Genomic DNA, 19,666 nt, shown 5'->3' on the forward strand with positions numbered 1-19,666 from the left:
CGCGTAGATCTGCGCCAGCGGGGTCGTAGATTTGCGCAGTGCCGAGAGCGCACCTACGCGCTGACGCCGATGTTTCGCCACCTACACCCCAGCGATGCTGGCTAGCATGAGCGAGATCGACCCACGCGCGGAAGCACCGCTGGTGGACTGGAGTGATGTCGACATGGGCGAGCTGCTGCCGACCGGAACGGTCACCTTGCTGCTCGCCGATGTCGAAGGCTCTACCCGGCTGTGGCAGAACCAGCCCGAGCCGATGACGGCAGCCGTCGCGCGCCTTGATTCCGTGCTGGCCACGACCGTCGCGACTCATCATGGGGTGCGGCCGGTCGAGCAGGGTGAGGGTGACAGCTTCGTGGTCGCCTTCGCTTCCGCTCGCGAGGCCATCGCATGCGCGTTGGACTTGCAGCGATCACCGCTGGGGCCGATCCGGCTGCGCATCGGCGTACACACCGGCGATATCCAGTTGCGCGACCCCAATGACCCGACCAACTACATCGGACCCACCATCAATCGCACCGCACGCATACGCGAACTGGCCCACGGCGGCCAAACCGTAATATCCGGTGCCACGCAACTGCTGGTTGTCGACCAGCTGCCGGATGGGGCCTGGCTGGCTGATCTAGGGCTGCACCCGCTGCGGGACCTGCCCCGGCCGGAGCGCGTGGTGCAGCTGTGTCATTCCGGCCTGCAAAATGACTTCCCACCGCTGCGGACTACCAAATCCATTGCTGTGCACCGGATGCCGGCGCGACTGACCCGGTTCGTGGGGCGTATCGCGCAGATGGCGGACGTGCGGTCCCTGTTGGCGGACAACCGGCTCGTCACGTTGACCGGCGCTGGGGGTGCTGGCAAGACACGCCTCGCGGTGGAGATCGCGGCCAGCGCGGTGGACGAATTCGGTGACGGCCTCTGGTACGTCGACCTCGCGCCGGTCAGCCACGCCGAGGCCGTTCCGGTGACGGTGGCCCGCGCACTGGGCCTGTCCGATCAACCGGGGCGCTCAACGGTGGATGCGCTCGCTCGGTTCATAGGTGAGCACCAGGTGCTCGTCGTGCTCGACAACTGCGAGCACCTACTGGATGCGACGGCTGCCCTGCTGCTGGAATTGACCGGCCGCTGTCCGGCAGTGCGGCTACTCGCCACCAGCCGAGAACCCCTCGGTGTGCCGGGCGAGGTGACGTTCCTGGTGCCGTCGCTGTCGGTGACCGAAGCCACTGAGCTATTCACCGACCGGGCGCGGCGCGTTCGCCCGGACTTCGCGGTGACCGACGACAACACGACCGCGGTCACCGAGATCTGCAATCGGCTGGACTGCATGCCGTTGGCGATCGAACTGGCCGCCGCGCGAGTCCGAGCCCTGTCCATCGAGGAGATCCGCACGGGCCTGCATGACCGGTTTCGGCTACTCACCGGTGGCGCACGAACCGTGGTGCGTCGCCAGCAGACCCTACGGGCGTCGGTGGACTGGTCCCATGCGCTGCTGACCGAGCCGGAGCGGGTGCTGTTCCGCCGAATCGCAGTCTTTCTCGGGGGCTTCGACCTCGACGCCGCCCAAGCCGTCGCGGGTGACTCGCAGGTGCAGCGCTACCAGGTCGTCGACGAACTCGCGCTGCTCGTCGATAAGTCGCTTGTGATCGCCGAAAGCGGCGGGGGCCCAACGCGCTACCGGCTTCTCGAGACCGTGCGTCAATACGCCCAAGAGAAGCTCGCGGAATCCGGCGAAGTCGAGGCGGTTCGCTCGCGCCACGTCACTTACTACAAGTCAGTGGCGAAGCTGTTGGACGCGCCCACAGGCACCGACCATGAACGCAGGCTCGCGCAGGCCGAGGAGGAGCTCGACAATCTACGAAGCGCGTTCGGATGGAGCCTGGAGACGCGCGACTTCGACAGCGCACTGGAGCTGGCCACTTCGCTTCACCCGGTGTGGATGACGCGCGGCCAGGGCCGAGAGGGACTGGCCTGGTTGGAAGCCGGGCTGGGTAATGAAGCTGGGCTGGGTAATGAGGATGTCCAGGTTTCTCCTTCAACCCTGGCGCGCGCGCTCGCCGACAAAGTGACGTTGTTGGCGTGGACGGGGTCGATGGCAGGGTTTGATGACGCCGAGCGTGCCCTGACGATTGCGCGAGAGCTGGCCGACCCCGCACTGTTGATCCGCGCGCTCGTCGCCCGCGGAGTGATCACGGCCTACGACGCCGACGTCGCGCGCCCCTACTTCGATGAGGCGGCCCAGCTCGCGCGTGAACTCGGGGATTCCTGGCGATTGAGCCAGATCCTGAGCCTGCAGACCCGGGCGGCGATGGCCGCCGGAGACCCGATTGCGCTCGAGGCGGCGGGCGAGGAGGGGCTGCGGATCGCGGAGGCGATCGGCGATCGCACGACGTCTCGGGAGTGCCGCGGTGCGCTCGGCTGGGTGCGGGCCTGGCGGGGAGATCCAATCGGAGCACTGCACCAACTCGGCGAGGCAATCGCTGAAGCCAGCGCGGCCCACGATCTGTTGCTGCTGATGATAAGTCAAGTGGTGCAGGGATTTACCTATGCCTACGTCGGTGACGCAGACGGTGCGTGCGCCTGCGCGGATGCCGTCTTCACCAGTTCGGCGGAGCTGGTGGGCGCCAACGAGGGGCTCGGCTATGCGACAGCCGCAATTGCGTGCCAGGCCGCAGGGGATGCGACGGCGGCCTGGCAGGCCTATCAGAAGGCCCGCGAACTCGTGGGTATGGACCCGCAGATGGCCGGCGTTTTTCCCTTTGGGGCGTTGGCGCCGTTGGTGAGTGGGGACCTGAGCGCGGCGCGCCGTTGGGCCGACGACGTCGTGTCGACCAGCTACGGCTGCTACCTATCGGTGGCGCTGACGGCCCGGGCGCGGGTCGCGCTGGCGCAGGGTGAACTGGGGCAGGCCGATCGGGATAGCCATGCCGCCCTGTCGTGTAGCGCGGCCAACGGGACGACTCTAGGAGTCGCCGACACCTTGGAATGTCTCGCCGAGCTGGCAGCCACTGAGGGCGATCGCCGAGAGGCCGCCCGGTTGTTAGCTTCCGCTGAGGCGATTCGGCACCGCACCGGCGAAGTCCGCTTGAAAATCCTCGACGCGCACTGCGAAGTCGTTCTCGCCGAACTTCGCAACGAGTTGGGGGAGCAGGACTTTGCCGCGGTGTGGGGACAGGGCGCGGTCATCTCGACGGACGAGGTGATCAGCTATGTGCGGCGTGGCCGGGGCACGCGCAGGCGGCCCAGCAGCGGATGGGGTTCGCTCACCCCCACCGAGCATGACGTCGTTCGACTGGTTCAGGAAGGGCTGTCCAATAAGGACATCGCCGCGCGGATGTTCATCTCACCGCGTACCGTGCAAACCCACCTCACCCACGTCTACACCAAACTCGGGCTGACCTCGCGGATCCAGCTCGTTCATGAGGTCGCCCGTCACGCCTGATCCGGATTACGGCGGGCGGCGCGGGCGCCGACGGAGGTATCGCGCTGTTGGCGGTCTAGGGAAGAAACACAACGCGCCGGTCCGCGCCCAGCGGGCGCGTCCAGGCCGACGTTACGTCGCTTAGTGGCATCGCCTGGGTACGGACCTCGAATTCGCCCGCGGCGACGGCTTGGGCGATCCCGGGAATGTCGTTGCGGATGTCGCGTTCGGATACGGAGCCGATGCCGCTCCCGACGATCTGCAGGCGAGTGGAGCGCAGGGCCGCCGAGACGATATCGGCGCTGGGGCCACCCGTCGAGCCGATTTGGATCCAGATGAGCTCTTCGTGCGGGTCGCGACGATTGGTGACCAGGTCGACCATGCCTTTGGCGGTGGGCGGTCCCCACACATAGTCGAGGACGACGTCGACATCGCCGGCCGCTCCGAGCTGATCAAGGGTGAGTGTGCGGTCGGCGCCCAACGAGGTCAGTTCGTTGAGCCGCTGACGATTGCGTCCGGCGGCGATGACCTCCGCGGCTCCGAAACGTTTCGCGACCTGGATTGCCATGCCCCCGGAGCTGCCTGTCGCGCCGAGGATCAGGACTCGTGATCCGGGTTTGAAGTTGATCCGATTTCGTAGCGCCACCCACGACGAGAGCACGGGGTTGACCGCGGCGGCCACCGTGACCGGATCGGCGTCGTCGGGCAGCGCGACGGCCCACTGCTGGTCAATGATTGTCCGCTGCGCCATGGTGCCCAGCGTGGTGTCCGCGAGATGGGCGTAGTAGAGCGTGCCCTCGGCGTCGCGGACCACGGCATCGATACCGGGCACGAACGGAAGCTCGCCGGTGCTGGTGTAGTGCGACCCGTCGGCTTGGGCGCGAACCCGCGGATGCAGTGCCGTGGCGACGACGTCGACGATCAGTTCCCCCGGCTTGGATGAGGTGGGATCGGGGAAGTCCCCGAAGTGGGGCGGCTCATCGAAGGTGCGGACGATCGCGGCTTTCATGGTGTCCATTTTCTCCCCGGTCTTGCGCGGCGCGGGCGACTCCGCGCGATTGCCAGGGGTGGATTCGAGTAAAAATATGGTACTACGAACTATTATAGTTCGCAATCCAATCTATTTGGATATGGTTGTCGCCATGAGTGGTGACGGTTCGCCCGGCAAACAACTCGCGGATGATCTGCGAGATGCGCTGGTGCAAACATCTTTTGCGCTGATGGCGGTGCTTACCGAAGTGGCCGCCGAACACGACCTGTCGCTGACGCAGTTGCGCGTGCTGGGCATCATGCGCGATCGCGAACCGACGATGGGCGAGCTGGCGAGCTACACGGGCTTGGAGCGCTCCACGGTCAGCGGGCTGATCGAGCGCGCGGCGGCGCGCGGCCTGGTCGTCAAGACCGCCGATGAGAACGACGGCCGCGCGGTGCGGGTGAACCTCACCACTGGGGCCCGCCGCCTGGAGCAGGAAACCACCAAGGCGATTGAGCAGCGGATCGCACCAATGCTGGGGCGGTTGAGCACCAGGGAACAGCAGCGCCTGGCGGCGTTGCTGAGTAAAACGCTGGAGCGCTGATGTTGCGGTCGCGCCGCGCAAACGCGCCCGTTCAGCTGGCTGCGCTGGCCTTCAGCGTCGCCAGGGCATCGGTGCTCAATCGGGCCAGCTCGTCGGCCTCGCCATCGTCGAGCGCGGCACCGAAAATCTCGGCCATCCGGCGGTTGGTCGCCTCCTCGACCGCGGCGTAGCGGTCCTTCTTGTCCGTGCCATCGGCGAACGGCTCGGGCCAGCCGAACATGGTCGTGTACTCATGTCCCTTGTTGAGCATGTGTGCTTCGACCGGGGTGATGCCGGAAATGGTGAGGGCGTTGAAATGAACACCGGCCCGCAGCTCCCGCAAGACAAACATCACCTGCAGCGCCCGCGCCGCGGCGTCGTCGGCCAACGCCATGGTGCGCCACCCGGCATACAGCGGCAGGCCCGCGTCCGGTGTCGCCGCGATGATCTTCTCGCCCAGCGCCGCGATGCGATCCAGCCCCGTGGCGGCGGCCAGATACTTGCGGGCGAAGCCGGCGACCTGGTCCCAGTAGAGCTCGGCCGCACCGATCGCGCCGCGAACCGCGATGCCCGTTTCCCACATCCCATGGATGAAACTGGGTTCGAATACCGCGAAGACCGAATGCACCGTGACGCCGGTGGTCTCGCCCAGTACACCGGCGCGGCCTGCCACATATCCCGCGAACGGGTGCTCGTATCCGGCCTCGATGCTTTCGGCGAAGGTGTCCGGGTGCAGCATGAACACCGCGATCGCTTGTTCGATGGGTGAGCCCGCGGCACGGGCGGCGTCGAACATGTCGCTATCGCTCATGAAAATTCTCCTTCGCGGGGGTTTCCAACCTACCAACGCGGTGCGCTGGCCAAGCATGAATGTTTGACCTCAGTCGTGGACGATCACGCCGCGAATGTTCTTGCCGTCGCGCAGATCTTGATAGCCCTGGTTGACATCTTCGAGTCGATATTGGGTGGTGATCAGCTCGTCGAGTTTGAGTTGGCCGGCGTCGTAGAGCCGGAGTAGGCGCACGATGTCGTATTGGGGATTGGCCGATCCGAACAGTGTGCCCTTGATCGTCTTCTCGTTGAGGGTCAGATCCAGGCCCGACAGTTGCACCGTGAGCTTCTCCGGATTCGCCAACCCGGTGATGACCACGGTGCCGCCCTTGCCGATCACCGCAGCCGCGGCACTGACCACTTCCGTGTCGACCGTGCCGACCAGAATGAGCGCTTGGTCCGCGCCTTGGCCCCAGGTGATTTCGTTGACCTTCGCGGCCGCGCTGGCCGCGTCGGGGAAGGCATGGGTAGCGCCGAATTTCAGCGCGGTGTCCCGCTTGAACGCAACCGGATCGACCACCACGACGTGTTTGGCTCCGGCGCTCACCGCTCCTTGTACGGCGTTGATGCCCAGCCCGCCCGCGCCGTAGATGACCGTCGTGTCGCCGGGCCGCACGCCCCCGGCATATACCGAGGTACCCCAGCCGGTCGGAACTCCGCAGCCCACCAGCACCGCGGTGGTCAGTGGCAACCAGTCGTCGATCTTGACCACCGAGTGCTGCGAGATGGTGGCGCGCTCGGAGAAGGTGCCGAGCATGCACATCGCACCGAAGTCCACCCCCTTGCGGTGGAAGCGGAAGCTGCCATCGCTCATGCATCCTTCGAGGATGGTCGCGCCCATGTCGCAAAGGTTCTGCCGTCCGGTGGAACAGTATCGGCAGGTGCCGCAGTTGGGGATGAAGGAGCACACGACGTGGTCCCCGGGTTTGACCTTGCTGACCCCGGGACCGACTTCCTCGATGACGCCCGATCCTTCGTGGCCGCCGACAATCGGATACCGCGGTGGCAGGTCGCCGTCGGTCAGGTGCAGGTCTGAGTGGCACAAACCCGCGGCGGTGTATTTGATCAGTACTTCGCCGACGCGGGGGCCGTCGAGTTCGAGTTCCATGATCTCGAAGGGCTTGCCCGCTTCCAGCAACACGGCTGCTGTGGTCTTCATGATGCGCTCCTGATCGAATTGCGTTGTTGGAGAGCTTCTTAGAGGGCTATGTGGACGGCGTGGCCATGGTTGTCATCAGATACCCCCGGCACGTTGCTGGTCAAGGTGGTTCGCCGGTTTGGTGGTGCGCGGTGTCATACCGAGATCGATTCCACGGCCGGATAGAACCTGTCGGCGTGGATGCGCGCCTCGGGCAGGCCCTTCGCCTCTAGGAGCCGGCCGACGTCGTTGCACATCTCGGGCGCGCCGCACAGGTAGGCGGCATAGGGTGAGGCGTCCCTGATGTCGGTGGCGATGGCCCGGGTGACGCGCCCGGATCGACCGTTGGGCACCGGGTCGGGCGCCTGCTGCGACAGGCACGGAATGAACCGGAAATCCTTCAATCGCGTCGAGAGCGCCGCGATCTCATCCAGGTACACCAGATCGCGGACGAAGCGTGCTCCGTAATAGAAACGGAAGGGCACGTCCGGGTGCTGTTCGGCGGCATCGGTGAGCATGGACAGGATGGGCGCGATCCCGGAGCCGGTCGCGACGGCGATCACCGGATGCTCGGTGTCGCGCAGAAACATGGTGCCGAACGGCGCTTCCAGATGCAGCGTGGAGCCCGGTTCGATCCGGTCCAGCACCTTGTTGAACAAGCCATTCGGCACGCGTTTGATGCAGAAGGTCAGCTCGCGCGCCGAACTCGGCGGGTTGACCAGTGAGTAGGAGCGGCGTTCACCGCTATCCAGGGTGAACTCCGCATACTGACCGGCGCGAAAGCTCAGCGGATCGTCGAGTTCCACCCGCAGCTCGATCAGGTTCGAGGTCCGGGTCCGCAGCCCGAGGACCTTCGCCCGCCTTCGGCTGGGCGGGGTCATCGGTGGCAGCGCCTCGGCGCCGTCGTTCTGGTGGATCTCGATGACCAGATCACTGCGGGCAAACGTGCAGCAGAGCAGAATCGCCCCGTTCTCGCGTTCGTCCCGCGGGATCGCGTACACCGAGGCCGCCGAGTCATCGACGTCACCGTCGATGAGCCAGTGCTTACACGATGAGCAGTTGCCGTGCCGGCATCCGTATTGCAGATTGATGCCGCTACGCAGGGCCGCAGACAGAATGTCCTCGTCGGGGCCGACCAGGAATTCCTCGGCCCCGGGCTCGAGGGTTACCCGCGCCATGGTGCTGCTCAGCTGCTCGCCGGTTCGAGCTGGGACATCTCGGAGGTGATGATGAACGCGTCGTCCTCGACCCGGGCGCGCCCGTAGTAGCTCGACATGACCACCAGAAAACGCGACATGGTCAGCGGCTTCCCGAGGAACTCTTCGACCTCGGCCAACGGGATGCGGATCATGCCCTCGGTCTCGCACAGGTAGAACGTGTGTCTGTCCTGGATCCGGACCTGCGGGCATTCCGCGGTGAAGTAGGCGACGGTCGCGTCGGCCTCTTCGCTCTTCATCAAGACGATGCCGACGGTCGTGGACGCGTGCTGTTCGCTGGCGCTCATGACGTCACCTCCACCGGCGCGCGCAGGCCCGCCAGCTCGAGGATGTCTGCGGTCGCGCTGACGACGCGCCGTTTGGCCTGTTCACCACCACCGGAACCGACCGGGGCGGCGTCGAAGACCGGCAACAACGCATCGACGGCGGCCAACGCGTCCGGATACCAGGAATCCACCCAGCGCTGCATGAGGTCGCGGTTTTCTGCCGCCGGTACCGGCCGGCCCGCGCGGTCGGTGTCGGCGGTGAGCATCTTGACCAGCGCTTGCGTTGCGGCACGGTTGCGACGCCGGTCGGCCTCCACCGTCATCTCGATCACCGCGGTGACCGGGTCCCCGTGCAACGGGGCCAGCCGGCGGAAGAACTCGCTGCCGATCACCGTGGCAATCAGCGGCTCCACCACCAGATTGGTCATCGTCACCATCTCGCCCCAGTCCCGCAGCGAAAGGAGCCGTTCGACCAGGCGGCGGGCCCCCTGGCAGGCCGGGTCGTTGAGCCAGGCCTCCCGGCCGGCCCCTTCGGTGTAGCCGGGCGCCTGTTCGTAGAGGCCCAGGCTGTAGAGAGCGATGTCCTGCTGGTGCCGAAGCCGGTCCATCGCGCTGAAGGTGTATGTCATCGACAGCGTGTCCGACAAGGCCTCCCTGGTGACGAACGCGTGCGCCTTGAACATCCCCCACTCGAAGGAGCCGTACGCCTCGTAGTAGCGCGCCACGAGGTGCAGCCAGTCCGGTGCGATCTCGCCCAATGCGCCGTTGGCCTTCGCCGATGAACTTGCCCCGGCGATGGACCGTTCCTGTTGGGCCGCCATGTTGATGTAGGACCGCTGCCACAGCCCGGATGGGTCGCGATAGTCGAACCAATTCGGGTGGACCAGTGCGGTTGTCCGGGCGTCCTGGCAGCCCAGCCCGTCCGGGCGCAGTAGATACCAACCGCCGGAGTCGAACTGGCCCATGTCGGGCTGGGCGTTGCAGATGACGGCCTCGTATTCGGACAGTCGGCGCTTCTGGGGCTGGATGTAGGTCAGCTCGCGCTCCGAGTAGAACCCCTCACCAATAGCCTCGGGAGTCGCGCCTTCGGAAATTGCTCCGGTTGTCATCAGATCTCCGTGAAGGCTTCGGCGGGAAGCGCTTTGAGCGGATCCTGGATGGCGACCCCGGTGCGCCGAATGTCGTCGATGGTCCACAGCCAGCGTTCGTCGGTGTGCACGTGCGGCTGCCCCATCAGCGTCTTGCCATCGGATCGAAGCAGATGATTGATCTCGATGTAGCGCCACAGCTCGATGCCGTCATTGACTTCCCACCAGGTCTTGCCGGTGTGCCGATGCGGGGCCTGGCGGAAGATGTGCTGGCAGGCCTGCGAGCAAAATGCGTGCCGCTGGCCGGCCTTGTCGACCGATAGCCGGATCTCGTTGACGTCAATCCTGGGGAAGACCGCAGGCATCTGGCATACCCGACAGATCGGGGGCATGGCCGGGAACAGTCCGAGCGCGAGTTGGCCGTTGCGGGGATCGGCCATCTGCCGGTACGCGCGCCAGAAGTCGCCGTAGTACTTCTCCCAGCCGGGGTACTTGTCTTCGAAGAAGGTGAAGTCCTCGTCGGTCATGTAGTCCGACCGCCAGGCATGCACCGGCCACAACGCTGCGGACACCATCGCCGCCGTGTGACCGCCCCATTCCACGTGCCGTTTGGCGTCGTCCATCCACCGGGGCACATGCAGGCCGAACGGCTCCAGCCGCTCGATGTAACTACCGGCCCAGTCCTCCCAGATCCATTGCTGCCAGAACTCTTTGTAGGACTTCACCCGAGCCTTCGAGAAGTAGTCGTTGACGCCACCGAGGAAGTTGTCGATGAAGGCGTGCTGACGCCAGAACGCCGTGTCGAAGTCTTCCTGGAGCATCGGCAAGTTGTCGGGTTCGCTCAGTACCGCCGCCAGCGTCGCATAGCCGTTTGCCATGTGCCGCGCCTCGTCGGACTGGACCGACAGGAAGACCGACGGGGTCGCCTGATCCCCGTTCGCGGCCGCCACCTCGGTCAAAGACACGAACAGCGGGTTGGTGTAGGCGGTCTCGGCAACGACCTGAAGATTGAGCGAATTGGTGATCGGGTCGTCGTTCATGAACGCTTCGAACACGGCCCGCGCCGGTCGCCCGATCGGGTCGTTGGCGCGCATCTCGAAGCCGGAATTGAACCCGGCGGGGTCGGGCGCGTGCTTGGCGAAGTAGCGCATCAAGTACGCCTCTTGATTGGTATGGCGCACTTCATCGATCATCTGGGCCAGGTACCCCTGGCGCAGTTCGGGGTTTTCCACCGTGTCGATGAGCATGGCCGTGCATTTCATCGCGGCGTACTCACCGAAGTCGACGAAGGCCAGGACCGGCTTCAAGACCTCCATGAAACGCGGCTCGACCTGAGCCGAGTTGTTCATCCGGCTCAACGCATCTTCGAGCGCACCGTATTGGCGGCTGTCTTTTTCCTCCTCCATGCCCACGTACTCGCGCACCAGGGTGCGGAACGGGTCTTTGGTCCTTGGCGGGATCTTGTACTTGGTCGGGTACAACGCGTCTCGATGGAAGTAGCTGGGCTCCCAGTCGAAAGACTTGATCTTCTCGTGCTGGGTTGTGATCGATGCCGTCATTGGCGTTCTCCTCTTGCCCCTATGTACAAGCCCGTGCGCAGTTCAGCACTGCTGAGACCAGGATCACACCACCCGCCGGTCTGCACTACCTCCGATCGGAGGTCGCGACGACGGCTTTTGCCCGGGAGCCAACCGGCATGGGGCTACAGTCGAATCGTGCATCCGCACGGAGGAAGCCAGGACGGCTCACTTGTGCATTCCGCTGCCGCGAACACAGCCCCTGAGGCGGTGCGCGTACTCGTGGTCGATGACCATCCGATCGTGCATCTGGGCGTGGAGCGGCTCGTGCAGGGCAACCCGAGGGTCCAGATGTGCACGGGCGCACGCAATGTGAAAACCGGCGTCGCGGTCGCCGCTGCCGAACGGCCGCACGTGGTGTTGTTGGATCTGCATCTGCCCGACATGGCGCTGCCGGAAGCCGCCGCCGCGCTGCGAGGGGCTTGCCTGGGCGTCAAGCTCATCTTGTTCACCGGGGACAGCAAGCCGACGGTGAGTCAGGTTGCGGGACTGGTCGGGATGGACGCGGTGGTGCACAAGGACAACGCGTGCGCCGTACTGGTCACCGCGATCGAAGAGGTCGCCGCCGGACGGCGATTCTGCGACCCGGTGATCAGCACCGGCAATCCGCTGGAGCTTTCCCGGCGCGAGTATCAGGTGCTAGAGCGGCTGGCGATCGGCGAGACCAACGCGCAGATCGCCCAAAAGCTGCAGCTGGCACCCAACACCGTGAAGTCCTACGTGCAGTCGCTGTTGGCGCACCTCGATGCCCGCAACCGATTGGACGCGGTGATCAAGGCCCAACAGGCCGGAATGCTCTAGCCGCGGGAACCCACGCCTGTACGGTGCCGCCGCCCTCCTCATTGGCCGTGCACGACAACCACCCGCCCACCCGTTCGATGCGCTCGACGGTGGCCCGCAGCCCCAACCCGCGCCGGTGCTCGGACGCGATGTCGGGGGCCGTACCGTCGTCGGCCACGGTCAGCCCGACACCGTCTTCTGCGCGGTAGAGGCTGACCACCACCGAGTGAGCACCGGCATGTTTTTCCACATTGAGCAGGGCTTCGCGGGCGGTGCGACGCAGCGCATCGGTCCTGGCCGAATCCAGAAGCGGCAGGTCGCCCAAGACCACCAGTTCCGCGGCGGTACCGGTGCGCGTGGCGAAGTCCCGGCAATCACCTTCCAGCGTGACTGCCAGCGCCTTGTCCTCCGGCAGGTCATGCAACGACAAGGTCTGAGCCCGCAACTCCGACGTCGCGCGTTCGGTGAGCACCAGCGCATCCGACAGCAGCTCTTCGCGACGGCCGGGCTCGGTTTCCTCCTGCGCCGACATCAACGCCACCCGCAGGCTGAACAACGTCGCGCCGACGGAATCATGCAACCGGATCGCCAGGCGTTGGCGTTCGCCGAACGCGGCGACCTCGGCCATCTCCCGGGCGCTGTCGGCAACCTCCATGGCGACCGCCGTCTGCCGCGCCAGGGAAAGCAGCTCCGCCCGGTCACGGTCGGTCCAGGCCACCGGCGACCGCCGGGCCGCGTAGAGCAGCCCGTAGAGCCGGTGGGCACGCACGATCGGGGCAACCATCGCCGCCCGCAACCCCTCCGCGCGCACCGCGTGGTCGAAGTCGTGGGTGATGTCCCGGCTCATGCAGTAGTCGTGCACCGCGACAGTTCGGCGGAGCACCGCCGCCTGCCCGCCGAGCCCTTCCTGCGGCCCGATGACCAAGCCGTTGAGTTCTTCGGTGCGGCCGCCCACGACCGCGACCACTTCCATGGTGTCGTCCTCGGCGATCCGATTGGCTCCGGCCGCCAGGTCCGCACCCAAGCGCCGGTGCACGACATCGGCACCATGGCGCAGCGCCGCTGTTCTGTCGAGCAGCGCCAACACCGCGTTGAACTCAGGATTGGTGTCCAGGTGCGTGGACCTCCTTGGCCAGCTTCGCCGTCGTTGGCGCTGGTTGACTCGAAATTAATCTCCTGCGTCCCGTTCGGGCAATATGTCCTCCCCGATGCTGGGGCAGCGCCGTCTGGAATCCCGGAACCCAGCTGGGGTTGCCCCGGCTGTCGCCGCCCGCGGCGGCCTTCGCGGCCGACACCGACGAATCGGGTGAATGTCCGAGCGGGGGTTGACATTTGGCGGCTAAACGACGGGAATCGCGGGCTCGCTGCCGCTTCCCCGGCACGCGCTTGCCGGTTCGTGACTGGCCGAACGCGGGCCGAGACGCCGGTGGTCAAACCTCCGATCGGAGGTGTCGCGCATCGATGACTTCGTGCGATGTTTGGTCCGTGCACCGTATGCAAAGCCATGCCGAGATGCCCAGCATCGATACCGCCCAGCTTTGTGGCGTGCGGGAGGTTCGGATCACCAAGGCCGCCGCCTATCTCCACTTCGATGACGTGGACATCACCATCAAGGTGGTGGCGCCGCCGCGTGCCGGGGCGGCCGTGCTGGAGACGGTCTGGGATGTCACCGCCCGGGAACCCGGTCCCGGCCTGGGCACGTGGTGGGGCAGTTGGCGCCGATTCCTGCCCGCGGGTCAAGACCAGCCCGAGCGTCGCGTCGCCGAGGAGATCCGCGACGCCGTCGATCGGATCCGCCAGATGTTGGACGCCCACGCGCAACAGGTAAGCCACCGGGGTGGTGGCCGGGCATAGGGTCGACCGGTGACGATCACCTATGACGAGGCGCTGCGTTTGCGGATTCGGGCCCGCCTGACGTCGCACGAGCGCCGCGCCGTCACCGATCCGACCAAGCGGCACGCGGCGGTTGCGGTGGTGCTGGTGGACTCCGAAGTCGGCGAGGACCGGGTGGATCCGGCGCCGGTCGACGAGTGGATCGGGGGGCGCCCGATGCCGGAGCCCGGACTCGACGGCCGCATGGTCGACGTGTCAGGGGGTGCGGCGTTCTTCCTGTGTCGCAGAGCATCTCGGCTCCGTGCGCATGCCGCCCAGTGGGCACTGCCGGGCGGACGCGTGGACCCGGGAGAAACCGCGATCGAGGCCGCGCTGCGCGAATTGGACGAAGAGATCGGCATCAGGCTGCCGGACTCGGCGGTGCTGGGCCTGCTCGATGACTACCCGACCCGATCGGGATATGTCATCACCCCGGTGGTGATCTGGGGTGGGGGCCGCCTCGATCCGCACCCGGTGCCCGACGAGGTGGTGGCGGTCTACCGGGTGGGCCTGCACCAACTGCAGCGTCAGGATTCGCCGCGGTTTGTCGCCATCCCGGAGAGCCCCAGGCCGGTCGTTCAAGTCCCGTTGGGAAACGACCTCATTCATGCGCCGACGGGTGCCGTGCTGCTGCAGGTGCGCTGGCTGTGCCTGGAAGGGCGAGACGATCCGGTCGACGAACTCGAACAACCGGTCTTCGCCTGGAAATAGGTCGGTGGGTAATCAGGCCGCTGCGGTGTGGCGTCCGCACACCCGGCGCTGGCTTCGGATCGCCAGTAAGTTCATTCGAAATGCACACTCAACACACCGAAGCGCACCAGCTGCCCCCCTTGGGAATGCCTGCGGCGGGCGACTTCAGGTGACCGCCGATGACTTCCGGTAGCGCGCCGCAATGGCTCACCCGAAACCTGCGGGTGCTCTCGCTGGTGTCGCTGCTGCAAGATGCGGCCAGCGAGCTGCTCTACCCGCTGCTGCCGATTTATCTGACGACCGTATTGGGCGCGCCGCCATCGGTGGTTGGGGCGGTGGAAGGCGCGGCCGAGGGGGCCGCCTCACTCACCAAGATCGTGTCGGGCCCGCTGGGCGACCGGTTCGCCCGGCGCCCACTGATCGCGAGCGGCTACGGGATGGCGGCGCTGGGCAAGCTCATCGTCGCGGCCGCCGGCGCCTGGCCCGGTGTACTGGCCGGTCGGGTTGTGGACCGATTGGGCAAGGGACTGCGCGGTGCGCCTCGCGACGCGTTGCTGGTCGACGGCGTCGAGCCGGCGCAGCGCGGTCGCGCATTCGGGTTTCACCGCACCATGGATACGCTCGGCGCGGTCATCGGCCCGCTGCTCGGGCTGGCCGGATACGAACTGTTCGACCACCAGATCGGCCCGGTGCTCTACCTGGCTGTGATTCCCGCTGTGCTCAGCGTGCTGCTCATCGCCTGGGTTCGGGAACCACCGCGCAATCTTGCGAAAGCCAAGCCTGCATCGATACTCGACGGGACTCGGCGGCTGCCCCGTCGATACTGGGCGGTGGTCTCGTTTCTGGTCTTGTTCAGCATCGCCAATTTCCCGGACGCGTTGCTGCTGTTGCGGCTCAAGCAGATCGGCTTCTCGGTGGTGGGCGTCATCATGGCCTACGTCGGCTACAACGCGGTGTACGCACTGGCGAGTTTTCCGGTGGGGGCGCTTGCCGACCGCTTGGGCCGGCCGGTGGTGTACGCGTTTGGGCTGGTGTTTTTCGCGGTCGGCTATCTCGGGCTGGGCATCACCACCGACACCGCAACCGCATGGGCGCTGATCGCGGCCTACGGGCTGTTTACCGCTTGCTACGACGGTGTGGGGAAGGCCTGGATCTCGGCGATTGTCAGTGTGGAGCTACAGTCCAGCGCCCAAGGTGTGTTCCAAGGGCTGAGCGGATTTGCGGTGCTGGCGGCGGGACTGTGGGCCGGGTTCCTGTGGGGTGTGGACGGGCGGCTGCCGCTGCTGATCTCGGGTGGGGCCGGAGCGGTGTTCGCGCTCGCGCTGCTGGCCGCCGCGGCCGGTACGCGGCGTCGGGCGAGGTGATCGGGGTTCGAGTCCGGACCGGGGCAGCGCGCACCGGGTTACGCTGACCTGGTGAGCAGCAAGCAAGTGCCCGGTGGGGTGGTACACGCGCTGCCCCCAGACCTGCGTGAGGCGTTGGTGACCAACTCCACCGCGCTGGCCGCCTGGAACGACATCACGCCCTTGGCCCGCAACGAGTTCATCTGCTGGGTCGAGGATGCCAAGCAACAGAAGACGCGTGAGCGCCGTATTCGCCGGACACGCGAAGAGCTGGAAGAAGGCCAGCGCCGGCCCTGCTGCTGGCCGGGGTGCAAGCATCGCGAGCGCACCGGCAAGTGAGCCCGGCGCGCTGAATCTCCGGGCCGGACCGATCGGCTGTCATACCGGCCGGCGGAGAGCCAATTCGAGGCCGTTGTCACGCATGACGGCGCGACACTGGTCGGGCGCGTAGTCGAAGTTCTGCAGATCCTTGATGTAGGAGGCGGGTTCGGCCAGTCCTTCGACGTGGGGGTAGTCCGAACCCATGATGATGCGATCCGCACGCGTTTGAAGGTCTCCCGGGGGTCTTCCTGATAGATGAAGGGAATCTGGCCGTAGGACTTGGTCAGCTTCTCGAACAGGTGGAAGACCCAGGCCGAGCCGCTCTCGATGCAGGCCATCCGCAGGTTGGGGAACCGGTGAAAGAGGCCCTTGTGCAAGTGGTTGGCGAAGGTGTCCTGCAACGGATCCCCGGAGAACAACGACCGAAAGCCCAGCAGCGCCTGAAAAGACATCATGTAGTCCGCTTCGCCCCAGGCCGGCATGAACTTCGAGTAGTAGGTCTCGCCCGAGTGGTAGCACACGGTGATGCCGGAGTCGTTGGCCAACTGCCAGAACGGGTCGAACAGTGGATCACCGGGCGCACGCATGCCGACCTCGGTGGAGACCGGTCCGGGAACCATGACGATAAAGCGCGCGTCGTGGCGCAGCGCCCACTCGAGCTCCCGCACGGCGTTATCCGGTATGCACAGCGTGATGTATGGGGCGGCGAAAATCCTTTCCTGATAGGCGAATCCCCAGTCCTCCTGCATCCAGCGATTGAAGGCGCGGAAGGTCGCCGCCGTGGCCTCCCGGTCGGGCAGCAGCGCTTGCTCCATCCCGACCCCGAGGGTGGGCAGCATGATGCAGCCCTGCATGCCCTGTTCGTCCATGGCCGCCAGCCGAGCGTCGCGGTCACGGTATTCGGGGCGAATCGGCTCCAGGTCGCCGAACAGTGCGTTGAGGTCGGCGCCTCTGAGATTGCGGCCGCGGAAGTACTCGTCGAGCGCGCCGGGCTTGCCGACCGGGTCGAAGGTCGGATTCGGGATGAACCTGTTTACCCTGCCCCCGACGATCAGCCGCGCTCTGCCGTCCAGCTGGGCCCACTGGATGGCACGCCTTTTGTATTCGCGCTCGATGTGGCGGGTGAACGCGTCCACCGCCTCGTAGTAGTGGTTGTCGCAGTCGAAGAACGTGAACCCGAGCTCGGTCTTCATCGCCGTCGTGTCCTTTCCGTGGCCGGACCCGATCCAGCCGAGCCAGGCCGCATCATCGAAGGCTAGAACGATGTTTCACTTTGTACAAGCCAAATGCGCGTTATAGCGCTCATCTATCCGGGAAAATGCAAGAACGGTGTTCTGTTTAGTGAAGCTATTTGCGGGGAAGGCCGAGGATCATCGAAGCGATGACGGTCAGCTGGATCTCCGCGGTACCCCCGCCGATGAGCTCGGAAGGCATGTCGAAGTACGGCCCGAGTACGGCCGGATCCGAGTCCTCCAGCATCGCGACGCGCCCGGCCAGGCCCAGCGTTGCGGTCCAGACCCGCCGCAGCAGCAGCACCATCGCGTACTTGGCGATGCTGGAGGTCGGGCCGGCAACTTGTCCCTGGATCTGTCGCAGCGTCTCGCGCAACACCATCGCCTTGATGGCGGTGGTGTGGGACTCGACATCGCCGACCGCCCGCAGCGCCGCGTCCTGGTCGAGCCCATCGGCCATCGCCACGTGTCGAAGTACCTGCGTGCGATCGATATTGACGTAATTACCTATCGCCGTGCGTTCGACGGCCATGGTTGCCACCGCCAGATCCCAACCGTCGCCCGGATTTCCGACCAACATGTCGTCGGCAACGAACACATCGGTGAAAAAGACCTCGTTGAAGTCGAACCGGCCACTGGCCTGCTTGATCGGTGAGACCTCGATGCCCGGGGACGCCATGTCGACGAGGAAGTAGCTGATCCCGCGGTGTTTCGCCGCGTCGGGGTCGGTGCGCGCCAACAGCGCCCCGAACTGTGCCCGGTCGGCGTGGGAGGTCCAGATCTTGTGCCCGTTGACCAGCCATCCCCCGTCGACCTTGACGGCGCGGGTGCGCAGCGACGCCAGGTCTGAACCGGCTCCCGGTTCGCTGAACAGCTGGCACCATCTTTGGGTTCCGCGCAGGATGGGCCACCCGAACCGGTCGCGTTGCAGGTCGGATCCTCGGTCGAGAATCGTCGGGAAGATCCACTCCGCGATACCCAGGGATGGCTTGGTCACGCCGGGGCGCTTGCTGAACTCCTCGGCAATGATCACCTGCTGCACCGGCGTCGCGGCCAGGCCCCACGGCTTGGCTAGATGTGGGGCGGCCAGACCCGCCTCGGCCAGCAGATCCCGTTGTGACCCGTGCGCCAGGCCGGGATTCCTGGAGTCATCGGTGGGATGCTCGTTGGCTAGCGCTTGTGCCCGGTCCAGTGTGGCCGCTACTTGGGCCCGGAACTCGGATTCGACGTTGCCCAAATTGACTGCGGTAGAGCGACTCAGCGTGCGGGCCAGCTCGCCGGCCGCACGGCTGAAGCGGGTTGTCGGCCCCAGCGACGCGGCCAGGCTGATCGCGCGGCGCCAGTACAGGTGCATGTCGTGTTCCCACGTGTAGCCGATCGCGCCAAACATCAGCAGGGCATCGAGAGTCAGGTCGGGGGCCGGACCCACCGCCACCAGGGCAGCCGACGCAGCGGCCAGGCGGTGCTGCTCGAGGGGCTCGTCGGCGGCGCGCACCGCGTCCCAGGCCGCTGCCGCGGCCAGTTCGGCGTTGACCAGCAGCACAGCGGCTTTGTGCTGCAGGGCCTGAAAGGCCCCAACGGGTTTGCCGAACTGCTCGCGGGTGCGGATATAGTCCACGGCGGCTTCGGCGCCGCGGCGTACCGTCCCCGCCGCGGCGCATGCCGCAAGGGCCACCACCAGGCAGCGAGCCCGCGCGGTCGCGATCCCAGACACCAGTGACTCGGCCGGGACGACATGGTCGGCGAGGGTCAGCACACCCACGTCGGTGCACAGATCGGTGCCGCGCTGCGGCTGGACCGAAAGGCCCGAACCCGGCGATCGCGGGTCCAGCACGAACCACAGCTGGGCGCCGTCTTCGGAACGTGCGGCTAGCAGAACACGTTGCGCCGCACAGATTCCCAGCGTCGTATGAGACGAGCCATCAAGGCGCCAACCGGCCGCGACCCGGGCGGCGCGCACGTCGCAATGTTCGGGCAGCACGACGGCCGCGGTAGCGCCGCCAGCCAGCTCCGCTATCAGTGCTGCCGCGGATGTGTCCGCCAACCCCGCGACCGCGCTTGCCGTCGCGGTGCTCAACAACGGCCCCGGCAGCAACGCCGCGGCGGCCGCCTCGAGCACGCAGGCCATGTCCGCCAGCGTGCCGCCCTGGCCGCCGGCGTCCTCGCTCAAATGCACGGCATGAAAGCCGTGCGCGGTGAATTCCTCCCACCACGGCGGCAATTCGCCGGCCGCGATCGAGTCCCATGCGGCCCGGGTCTTGTCTATCGGCGCATGCCGGGCCGCGAACTGAGCGACGGCCTGGGCCAGTTGCTCTTGTTCGGCCGTGATCGCCAGCGCCACTGGAT

General features: G+C 66.2%; 16 protein-coding genes and 1 pseudogene. 7 read left to right on the forward strand and 10 right to left on the reverse strand.

Annotated features, from left to right (window positions below; all coding sequences use genetic code 11):
* The first annotated feature begins 94 nt into the window (after window positions 1-94).
* Window positions 95-3,430 carry a LuxR family transcriptional regulator gene (locus CCUG20998_RS00565; RefSeq protein WP_036456857.1) on the forward strand — a complete coding sequence of 1,112 codons (3,336 nt, stop codon included), beginning with the start codon at window positions 95-97 and terminating at the stop codon, window positions 3,428-3,430.
* Window positions 3,431-3,485: 55 nt separating this feature from the next.
* Here CCUG20998_RS00565 and CCUG20998_RS00570 read toward each other — a convergent pair whose 3' ends face one another.
* A complete protein-coding gene (locus CCUG20998_RS00570; RefSeq protein ID WP_036457140.1) occupies window positions 3,486-4,418 on the reverse strand; it encodes a quinone oxidoreductase family protein in 933 nt (310 codons plus the stop codon).
* Window positions 4,419-4,551: 133 nt separating this feature from the next.
* Here CCUG20998_RS00570 and CCUG20998_RS00575 point away from each other — a divergent pair, with 133 nt between their 5' ends.
* Complete coding sequence (locus CCUG20998_RS00575) at window positions 4,552-4,986, forward strand: MarR family winged helix-turn-helix transcriptional regulator (protein ID WP_020731269.1); 435 nt, start codon at window positions 4,552-4,554, stop codon at window positions 4,984-4,986.
* A 31-nt stretch (window positions 4,987-5,017) separates the two neighbouring features.
* Here the strand turns inward: CCUG20998_RS00575 and CCUG20998_RS00580 are convergent, their stop codons facing one another.
* The 6 genes from CCUG20998_RS00580 to CCUG20998_RS00610 form a co-directional block, all read right to left on the reverse strand.
* A complete protein-coding gene (locus CCUG20998_RS00580; protein WP_020731270.1) occupies window positions 5,018-5,776 on the reverse strand; it encodes an SCO6745 family protein in 759 nt (252 codons plus the stop codon).
* 69 nt (window positions 5,777-5,845) lie between these two features.
* On the reverse strand, window positions 5,846-6,955 hold the full coding sequence (locus tag CCUG20998_RS00585; RefSeq protein ID WP_012392129.1) for an NDMA-dependent alcohol dehydrogenase: 1,110 nt from the start codon (window positions 6,953-6,955) through the stop codon (window positions 5,846-5,848).
* Between the two features lie 134 nt (window positions 6,956-7,089).
* Window positions 7,090-8,112, reverse strand: a complete 1,023-nt coding sequence (locus CCUG20998_RS00595; RefSeq protein WP_012392130.1) for a 2Fe-2S iron-sulfur cluster-binding protein — start codon at window positions 8,110-8,112, stop codon at window positions 7,090-7,092.
* 8 nt (window positions 8,113-8,120) lie between these two features.
* The gene (locus CCUG20998_RS00600; RefSeq protein WP_020731272.1) at window positions 8,121-8,438 is read right to left on the reverse strand and encodes an MmoB/DmpM family protein; all 318 of its coding nucleotides are present in this window, start codon (window positions 8,436-8,438) and stop codon (window positions 8,121-8,123) included.
* Window positions 8,435-9,526: an aromatic/alkene monooxygenase hydroxylase subunit beta gene (locus CCUG20998_RS00605; protein WP_020731273.1), complete on the reverse strand. Its 1,092-nt coding sequence runs from the start codon at window positions 9,524-9,526 to the stop codon at window positions 8,435-8,437. The genes CCUG20998_RS00600 and CCUG20998_RS00605 overlap by 4 nt, the downstream gene beginning before the upstream one ends.
* Window positions 9,526-11,064, reverse strand: coding sequence for an aromatic/alkene/methane monooxygenase hydroxylase/oxygenase subunit alpha (locus CCUG20998_RS00610; RefSeq protein ID WP_012392133.1), 1,539 nt, complete (start codon window positions 11,062-11,064; stop codon window positions 9,526-9,528). Before CCUG20998_RS00610 ends, CCUG20998_RS00605 begins: the two co-directional genes overlap by 1 nt.
* A gap of 240 nt (window positions 11,065-11,304) precedes the next feature.
* Here CCUG20998_RS00610 and CCUG20998_RS00615 point away from each other — a divergent pair, with 240 nt between their 5' ends.
* Window positions 11,305-11,883 (forward strand): response regulator transcription factor, encoded by a 579-nt coding sequence (locus tag CCUG20998_RS00615; protein ID WP_020727637.1) that lies wholly within the window; start codon window positions 11,305-11,307, stop codon window positions 11,881-11,883.
* Here the strand turns inward: CCUG20998_RS00615 and CCUG20998_RS00620 are convergent.
* On the reverse strand, window positions 11,855-12,949 hold the full coding sequence (locus tag CCUG20998_RS00620) for a GAF domain-containing sensor histidine kinase (RefSeq protein ID WP_020731274.1): 1,095 nt from the start codon (window positions 12,947-12,949) through the stop codon (window positions 11,855-11,857). The two genes, CCUG20998_RS00615 and CCUG20998_RS00620, sit on opposite strands and share 29 nt — an antisense overlap.
* 407 nt (window positions 12,950-13,356) lie before the next feature.
* Here CCUG20998_RS00620 and CCUG20998_RS00625 point away from each other — a divergent pair, with 407 nt between their 5' ends.
* The 4 genes from CCUG20998_RS00625 (at window position 13,357) to CCUG20998_RS00640 (ending at window position 16,106) form a co-directional block, all read left to right on the forward strand.
* Window positions 13,357-13,716 (forward strand): hypothetical protein, encoded by a 360-nt coding sequence (locus CCUG20998_RS00625; RefSeq protein WP_012392136.1) that lies wholly within the window; start codon window positions 13,357-13,359, stop codon window positions 13,714-13,716.
* Between the two features lie 9 nt (window positions 13,717-13,725).
* Window positions 13,726-14,445: an NUDIX hydrolase gene (locus CCUG20998_RS00630; protein ID WP_012392137.1), complete on the forward strand. Its 720-nt coding sequence runs from the start codon at window positions 13,726-13,728 to the stop codon at window positions 14,443-14,445.
* A 158-nt stretch (window positions 14,446-14,603) separates the two neighbouring features.
* Window positions 14,604-15,788: an MFS transporter gene (locus tag CCUG20998_RS00635; protein WP_020731277.1), complete on the forward strand. Its 1,185-nt coding sequence runs from the start codon at window positions 14,604-14,606 to the stop codon at window positions 15,786-15,788.
* A 51-nt stretch (window positions 15,789-15,839) separates the two neighbouring features.
* Window positions 15,840-16,106 carry a YdeI/OmpD-associated family protein gene (locus tag CCUG20998_RS00640; protein ID WP_012392139.1) on the forward strand — a complete coding sequence of 89 codons (267 nt, stop codon included), beginning with the start codon at window positions 15,840-15,842 and terminating at the stop codon, window positions 16,104-16,106.
* A 287-nt stretch (window positions 16,107-16,393) separates the two neighbouring features.
* Here CCUG20998_RS00640 and CCUG20998_RS29140 read toward each other — a convergent pair.
* Both CCUG20998_RS29140 and CCUG20998_RS00650 read right to left on the reverse strand, forming a co-directional pair.
* Window positions 16,394-17,281: pseudogene (locus tag CCUG20998_RS29140) on the reverse strand (amidohydrolase family protein); the annotation flags it as partial.
* Between the two features lie 154 nt (window positions 17,282-17,435).
* Window positions 17,436-19,661 carry an acyl-CoA dehydrogenase family protein gene (locus tag CCUG20998_RS00650; protein WP_020731279.1) on the reverse strand — a complete coding sequence of 742 codons (2,226 nt, stop codon included), beginning with the start codon at window positions 19,659-19,661 and terminating at the stop codon, window positions 17,436-17,438.
* Window positions 19,662-19,666: the final 5 nt, after the last annotated feature.

Origin of the sequence: Mycobacterium marinum, from assembly GCF_003391395.1 — a bacterium.
GTDB lineage: Bacteria > Actinomycetota > Actinomycetes > Mycobacteriales > Mycobacteriaceae > Mycobacterium > Mycobacterium marinum.